The following is a 7597-nucleotide window of genomic DNA, read 5'->3' as shown; positions in this document are numbered from 1 at the left end:
GCGAAGGCCCCTTCGTCTAGCGGTCTAGGACGTCGCCCTCTCACGGCGAAAACACGGGTTCGAGTCCCGTAGGGGTCACCAGCTTCAACTGACAACAAAAGAGCCGCAAACCTACCAGGTCTGCGGCTCTTTTGTTCTGTGGAGGGGCGGCGGCCGACGCCACCGCCCCTTTCTTAGAAGCCGATTACCAACGTGCCGCTGATCGTGCGCGGCGCGCCGATCTGCACGAACGGCGGCGACCCGTAGCCGGTGATCGTTCCCGCTGCGTTGCGCGTGAGGCTTTGGTTCAGACCACCGCCAAAACCACCGACATAGAATTGGTCGAACAGGTTGTAGACGTTGAACTGCACATAGGTCCGCTCGAGGCCCAGATCCTTAAGGCTGTAGCGCGCGTCCAGGTTGACCAGCCAGTAAGCCGGGGCCTTGGCCGGGAAAAGCTCAGTGGTCGCGCCGTTGACGAGCGCCAGAATGGGCTGGTTCGTGTCAAAGATATAACGCGGACCAGTGCGCTTGCCGGTGACGCCGAGTTCCACCGGACCGAGCGTGCCGCGAACGGTGCCACCGAGCGTGTAGGTCGCAGCGCCGGATTCCCGCTTGCCCGCCGTCGGAGCGTAGATCGGATCGCCGGTTGCGGTCTCGCCAATGAGCAGGTCGTCCTTGATCTCCGACTTCAGGTACGAACCGAAGACATAAAGGTCGAGTGCACGCATGGGCTGATAGGCCACGTAGCCGTCCAGACCATACTTATCGACACGTCCAAGGTTACGGAAGACGCTCGTGTTAAGCTCAGGATCGAACGCCGAGGCGCTGCGGTCCGTATAACGGTTGTAGAACGCGCCAAGCTGGGCCTGAAGGCGGCTGCCGCGATAGCGGACACCTACGTCATAATTGTCCGTCTTCTCCGGGTTCGGCTGCGCTTCCGGCGTATTCGGCGCGAAGAAGAAGGAGTTGTAAAGGTTGTCAGTGCTGGGCACCGACAAACCCTTCGCATAATTGGCGAAGACGCTCATCCGCGGCGCGAAATCGTAGATGAAGCCGATGTTCGGCAGGATCGCGTCATACTTGAAGACGCGCTGCTGCGGACCCTGGAGAGTTGGGTTGAGCGCGGCATATCCGGTGTTTGCCTGGGCGTTGGTGCCGAAGCAATCAACGTTGCCGTTGGACGCCGTGGTGAAGCAGTAATTGTTGAGATCACGCTTGAAGAACGGGACGCGAAGGCCCGCATTCACGACCAGCTTTTCATCCAGGAACTCACCACGATACTCGCCCCAGATCTGATGCAGGATAGCATAAGAGAGGCGGTCACGCTTCTGAACCACCGTCCCGCTGGCATCGCTGATCGGATCGTTGACGGGGAAAACATCCGCCGGTTCGCCGTTGGAGAGAACCGCGCCGACTTCGCCGGTCTGACGATGGCGGGCGCGATCCCAAGTGTAGCCCGCGCGTACCGCATGATCGTCGTTGATGTCCCAGCGAACGCCAGCGATCACACCGTAGCGATGGGTCTGGGTCTGGCTCGGCGCGAGCAGAGTCACGCCGTTTGTGTTGCCGCTCGAGCAGGCAGCGCCTGTGGTGCTGCAAGTATCCAGCGTATCACCGTCGCCGTTCAAATCCCGACCGAAATAATATTGGCCGCCGATGAAGCCGGTGTAGTTGGCGCCTCCGATGGTGCGAACACCTTCGCGGCCTAGCACCGTGCCGCCGCCATTTGCTTTCACATACTGATAGCTGGGATCCACGGTGAAGGTGAACGCACCCGAGGTGATGCGCGCAGAGCCGCGAATGTTGCCCGTGTTCGACGGGTTGTAGCGACGGTCGAACTCCGTGCCGCAGCTCGCGCCGGCAGTCGGCGCGGCTGGCGCAGGAGCCTGGCTATCGACCACCCCGGCCTGCGGCGTGTCGAGCGAGCACGGATAGTTGATGATATATTCGCGCTCATCATTGTTGCGCGGGAAGCGATTGGTCGACTGACCGCCCACGATCCGGCCTTCGTCCCAGCGCAGCGGAAGCGAGCCGAAGAAGTTATTGCGGTTCTGGTTGTAATGGCCGGCAATCGAGACGAAGTCGCCAGCATTGCCGATCGGCTGGTACAGCTTGGCGTTATACTGCTGCTTGTTGACCTTGCCGTAATTGTTGAAGGGGTTGTCGTTCTTAGAAGACGATGCCGAAATGAAGGCGCGGGTGCCGAACGACGTCAGGTTGCCGGTCTCGATAAGACCGAAAATCCTGCGGAAATTATATTCGCCCACTGAAGCGGAAACCATCGCGCCGAGCTCTTCGCGGGGGACAATGGTACGATAATTGACCGTACCGCCGGCAGCCGAAGCGGTGGGGCTGTCGACGTCGGTGGTGCCAAGATTGACGCTGACTTCGCCAATGATCTCAGGATCGAACTGCTGGTTCGAGTAGATGGCATAGTTGCCAGAATCATTGAGCGGAATGCCGTCGACGGTGAGAGAGACACGGTCGGCGGAGAAGCCGCGGATGTTCAGCGTGCCGCCCGACGAGCCGTAGGCGTCATTGTTCTGGAAGCTGACGCCCGGAATCAAATTAATCGTGTCGAGGATGGTCTGACCTGGGTTCTGGCGCGCGATCACCTCCGAGGTGAGTGCAGCCTTCGCCTTGGTCGTATCCGGCGCCGTCACGCCGCCGACATCGCTGACGCGGCTGCCCGTGACGACGATGGCCTCATCCTCTTCGAAGTCGACCGAGCCGGTCGACTGGGCAAAGGCCATGGCAGGCATGACGAGCGCAGTGCTTGCGCAGAGTAACGAAACGATTCTCATGATAATTACATCCCCCGGACAGAGACGCCCCTCAGAAAGGGCTGATTTCCAAAGATTTTTGTTGCGGTGCAGCAGAGCGACCCCCGCCGCTCTACGTCCCGAATATTCCTGATTTATGACAATGTCTTGTGGTAATTTTGCCACGCGCGCGCTACGTCACCGCCATTTGGAAGCTGCTCCATGGGCCGGTGATCGCGAGTGTCCGGCCGGGATGATAAGCGTTCACGAACATGGTCGAACCGTCCGCCGAGAAACAGACGCCGGCAAGCTCCGTATCCGCCTTCAGGCGGGCGAGGGTGTAGATGCGGCCCTCCGGCGTCACGCCCTTCAGATGGTTGACGGGATCGTCGACATATTTGTCTTCGCAGAGGATCAGATGCCCCCAGGGCGTTACGGTCAGATTGTCGGCATAATCGAGCAGCAGCGGATCGCGAGATTCGACGAACAGCTGCAGCCGGGCCGGCTCCCGCCCCTCCTCCGGCCGCCCCTCATAGGCGCTCGGCACGTAACGCATGATCTGACCGATCTTCGCGGCCCCACCCGAGGTGCAGGTGAAATAATATTCGCCATTGCCTCTGTGGATGCCTTCACCCCGCGCGAACAGCGCCGCGCCGGCCGAATGGCCGCGCAGGCGCAGATCGTCGTTCGGGCTGTGGGTCTCGTCTAGGTCGACCCAACGCACTGTGCGGGTGCTTCCCGGTTCGAAGCCGATGCCGTTCCAGTTGCGGGTGTCGGCGCCGTGCTCGTCCCGCAGCGAAAGGGCCTGCAGCTTGCCGCCGCGCCGCAGCTCCCCCGACCGCTCCGGCACGAAGCGGTAGAAGAGGCTGTCGTCCCGATCCTCGGTCAAATAGATGATGCCGGTTGCCGGTTCGACCGCCGCGGCTTCATGCTTGAAGCGGCCGAGGCGCGTAAGCGGCTCCGGCTTCAAGAGGCCTCGCTGGCGCGCGGGCACATCGAATACCCAGCCATGATCGCGCTCGACCTCGCCCGGCCGAATCGTCGTTTCCTCGCAGGTAAGCCAGCTGCCCCAGGGTGTCGGCCCGCCGGCGCAGTTCACCGCCGTTCCGGCGAGGCTCAGATACTGGCTCTCCCGCAGCCTGCTCCTCAGATCGTAGACGATCGTGGACGTGCCGCCGGGAAGCACCCGCCCCTCATTGTCGCGGCTGTAAAAGGGGCTTTCCGCAAGCCTCTTCTCGAGGCGCTGCAATCCGCCCGCCGGCCCGCGGTCGCGCCCGGCCGGCTTCAGCTCGTGGTTGCGGACCAGCGCCACGCGCCGCGCATCGAGCGGGAAGCAGGCCATGCCGTCGAAATTACCGGGCGTGACAAAGCCGTCGTCCATGGCCTCGCCGGCACTTGAGATGACGCTGTAGCGGAAGCCCCGCGGCAAATCGAAGAAGCCGGCGGGATCGGGCAGCAGCGGCCCGTAACCCTCCACCTCGTTCCGATATGTCTCTGCGGCCGCCATGGCGCGGCCCGCGAGGCCCGCAAAGGCGAGCGTCGTCAGGCTTCCTGCCGCGAATTGCCTGCGATTGAGCTTCATTCTTTCCTCTGGCCTCGCCCTGCACCGCCATGATGTCTTCGGCGTGACAGCTTGACCAGCGGCTTAATGAACCGTCTTCGGAAGCCAAGTGCTCGGAGGCGGATCTTTGTCCGGCCGCGCCTCCTCCCCGTCCTTGCCCTTCGCCTTGGTGTTTTGGTCCGTCTGCCGTTCCACTTCCGCGTTGAGCTCCGCCCCCATCAGGAGGATGTAGGCGGTGAGATAAAGCCAGGTGAGGAAGACGATCACCGCGCCGAGCGAGCCGTAGGTCGCGTTATAGTTGCCGAAATTGGCGACATAGAAGCCGAAGCCCGCGGTGGCGATCAACCAGACGATCGTGACGATGATCGAGCCCGGACTGATCCAGCGCCACGCCGGCACCGGCCGCCGGTCGGGCGCGTAGCGGTAGATGAGCGCGACGCCGAGGCTTACCGCCGCGGCCGCCGGGATCCAGAACAGGATGCGGAGCAAGGTGTGCACCCACGGCGCGGACGTGGGCAGCAGATGATCGATAAAGCCCAGCACCGACACGCCGACGATCGCCAGCAGCAGGCCAATGAGCGCGCCCGCCGTAAAGGCGAAGGCGAGCAAAGTACGCTTCACGAAGCCGCGCTTTTCCTCCACGTCCCACGCTATATTCGTGGCGGTCATGATCGACGTCGCCCCCTTCGTCGCGCCGTAGAGCGCGAGAGCGATTGCAAGGAGAAGTCCGAACCCTTTCTTCGAACCCGCCGTCTGGACGACGCTTTGCAGCTGGTCGCCGATGATCTTGGCCGCGTCCGCCGGCATCGCTTGGGTCAGCGACTGCATGTGCGATACGACGGAGGAGGGCTCCGCCACCAGCCCATAAGTGAGTACCAACGCTGCGAGCAAAGGCACGAAGGCGAGGAAGGCGTAGAAGGCGACGCCTGCCGCGATCAGGCTGATATTGTCCTCAGACGCTTCCTTCCAGGCGCGCACGGCGATCTGCTTCCAGCCCGGCGCCGGAATGTCGCTGGGTCTATCCGCGTCCGCTCCGGGTCGCTCCGCCGCCGTCGATGCCATTCGTCTCTCCTTCCGCCGCCTAAAGCCGGGCGGAGAAGGAGAGTTCCGGCAGCGGGCGTCAGAAGCTGACGCGCGCGCTCAGACGAATGTCCCGTCCGGCAAGGGGCACATAGCCCTTGGTGAAGGACGCGTGCCGCCGTGCATCCACGTCGAAGATGTTGTTCGCCGAAAGAACGATGCTGGTCGGGTTGCGCTTGCCCCAGGGCCGCCACGCGGCGGACGCGTTGACGAGCGTGAAGCCTTCAGTCGGCGTCTCGAACGATGCGACGCGGTCCTGCTCGTCAACCCATTCGACCTCTCCGCGAAGGTCCAGCCGGTCCGACTGCGCCTCGATGCCGCCGAGCAGCCGAAGCGGCGGAATGCGCGGCACCGGCCCCGCATCCTCGATCGTGCCGCGGACATAATCGGCGACGCCGTCGGCAACGAAGCGGAACCCGCCCGCTTCAAACAGCCGCGCCGAAGCCGAAGCTTCGAAGCCCCAATAGGTCGCGTCGCGCTGGAAATATTGGAAGACGGGAAGCTCATCCTCCTCTTCGCCGGTCGCGGCCTCGTAGATGAAGTCGTCGAACTTGGTTGCGAAGAGGCTGGCGCTGAGCTCGAACGGGCCCGCGTCGGCGCGGGCGAAGATTTCGCCGCCCCAGCCCTTTTCGGTATTGAGCGTCGGATCGCCGATCTCGAACGCCTGCGTGGCGATATGCGGGCCGTCGGAGAAAAGCTCTTCCGCCGACGGGGCACGCTCGGCGCGGGAGACGTTGGCGCCGAGCTTCACGCCCGGCGCGATATCGTAGGATGCCCCGAAGGCTGCCGAGAAGGTGTTGAACTTGCGGTCGACGCCGACCGTGTCGGAGCCGACTTCCGTGCGCTCATACCGCGCCGCGGCCTCGAGGTTCACCTGACCGACGTTGAACTCCTGCAGCGTGAACAGGCCGAGCTGGCTCGTCTCGTTGGGCGGCAGGAAGGCTTCGGCGCCGACCGCTGCAAAGTCGCGGGTGAAGTACTGAACGCCGCTCGCGCCGCGCCAGCCTTCCCGCTCGCGCTGAACGAGTTCAACACGACCTTCGAAGCCTTCGGTGGTGAAGACGGTGCCGACTTCATCGCCCTCGAACTCGGTATGCTCGTAATCCGCATAGCCGAAGCGGCCGCGAACTTTCTCGAACGCGCCGCCCGCGAAGTTCAGCTCACCGCGAAGGTCGGCGCGGACCTGGTTGAGGTCGATGCTGACATCCTCCTCGCCATGCTCTTCCTCGTGGCCGGGATCTTCCTCATGATGATGCTCGGCGCCCGGCCGCATTGGCACGCCGTAGCGGCTGTCGAACTTGCTGACCGAAAAGCCGATATTGCCGCCGTCGCGGATATAAGCGAGGCCGGCGCCATAAGTGGTCTGCTCGGTCTGGCTGTTAGGGATTTCACCGCGAAGATCGGCAAGCTCCAGCGCTTCCTCCGCCTCTTCGACATGGCCCTCCGCCGCTTCCTCTTCCGCGATTTCGAGCTGCTCCGCGCGAAGATCAGGGGAGAGGATATAGCCGCCGGCGCGGAGGTCGTCCGTCTTCCGGTAGCTACCGTCGACGTGAAAGACGAGGCCGCCGCCAAGCGGCGCATCGACGCCAGCGCCGACGCTGCGTTCGTCCGCGGCCGAGCCGAGCACCGCCAGCGCATCGACGTGCAGCGCCTCATCCGGAACGACGCGCGGGATGCGGCGGTCGAGCACGTTCACCGCACCGCCAATCGCCTGGCTGCCGAACAGCAACACGGCCGGCCCTTTCAGAACTTCGATACGCTCCGCTGTGAGCGGATCGATCGTCACGGCATGGTCGGCAGACGTGTTGGACGCGTCGAGCGAGCCCAGCCCGTCGGTGAGCACCCGGACGCGCTCGCCGGAAAAGCCGCGCAGCACCGGCCGCGACGCACCGGGGCTGAAGGAGGTCGCCGAAACGCCCGGAAGCCGCGCTAGCGTATCGCCAAGTTGCGGCCGGATCTCCCGGACGAGGTTCTCGCCGGCAAGAACCGAAGTCCCGGCCAGAAGATCGAGATCGCGCACGAACGGTGCTGTCACGACGATCTCGCCCGATTGGCCATGGACATGGTCACCCGTTTCTTCGGCGGGGGCGGTCTGCTGGGCATAAGCAGGTGTGGCGGCAAGGGCGGTAGTGGCGAACAGCAACGCAAACGACTTCATCGAATACTCCGAAGAAAGATTTCGCGAGGCCCGATACAGCTTATGTTACATCAT

Annotated in this window: 4 protein-coding genes and 1 tRNA gene; 1 reads left to right on the top strand and 4 read right to left on the bottom strand. The window is 63.4% G+C overall.

The window, feature by feature from the left end; genetic code table 11:
- The first annotated feature begins 5 nt into the window (after positions 1-5).
- Positions 6-81, top strand: a tRNA-Glu gene (locus VGD10_RS02580).
- Between the two features lie 92 nt (positions 82-173).
- Here the strand turns inward: VGD10_RS02580 and VGD10_RS02575 are convergent.
- The 4 genes from VGD10_RS02575 to VGD10_RS02560 all read right to left on the bottom strand — a co-directional run bounded on the left by VGD10_RS02575 (position 174) and on the right by VGD10_RS02560 (position 7543).
- Positions 174-2786: a TonB-dependent receptor gene (locus VGD10_RS02575; protein ID WP_331039231.1), complete on the bottom strand. Its 2613-nt coding sequence runs from the start codon at positions 2784-2786 to the stop codon at positions 174-176.
- A gap of 151 nt (positions 2787-2937) precedes the next feature.
- Positions 2938-4326 (bottom strand): alkaline phosphatase PhoX, encoded by a 1389-nt coding sequence (locus VGD10_RS02570; protein ID WP_331039230.1) that lies wholly within the window; start codon positions 4324-4326, stop codon positions 2938-2940.
- Positions 4327-4389: 63 nt separating this feature from the next.
- On the bottom strand, positions 4390-5367 hold the full coding sequence (locus VGD10_RS02565) for a YihY/virulence factor BrkB family protein (protein ID WP_331039229.1): 978 nt from the start codon (positions 5365-5367) through the stop codon (positions 4390-4392).
- A 58-nt stretch (positions 5368-5425) separates the two neighbouring features.
- Positions 5426-7543: a TonB-dependent receptor gene (locus tag VGD10_RS02560; protein WP_331039228.1), complete on the bottom strand. Its 2118-nt coding sequence runs from the start codon at positions 7541-7543 to the stop codon at positions 5426-5428.
- Positions 7544-7597: the final 54 nt, after the last annotated feature.

It is taken from the genome of Allosphingosinicella sp. (assembly GCF_036402135.1).
Classification (GTDB): Bacteria; Pseudomonadota; Alphaproteobacteria; order Sphingomonadales; family Sphingomonadaceae; genus Allosphingosinicella.
This window is presented reverse-complemented; position numbering and strand designations above follow the sequence as displayed.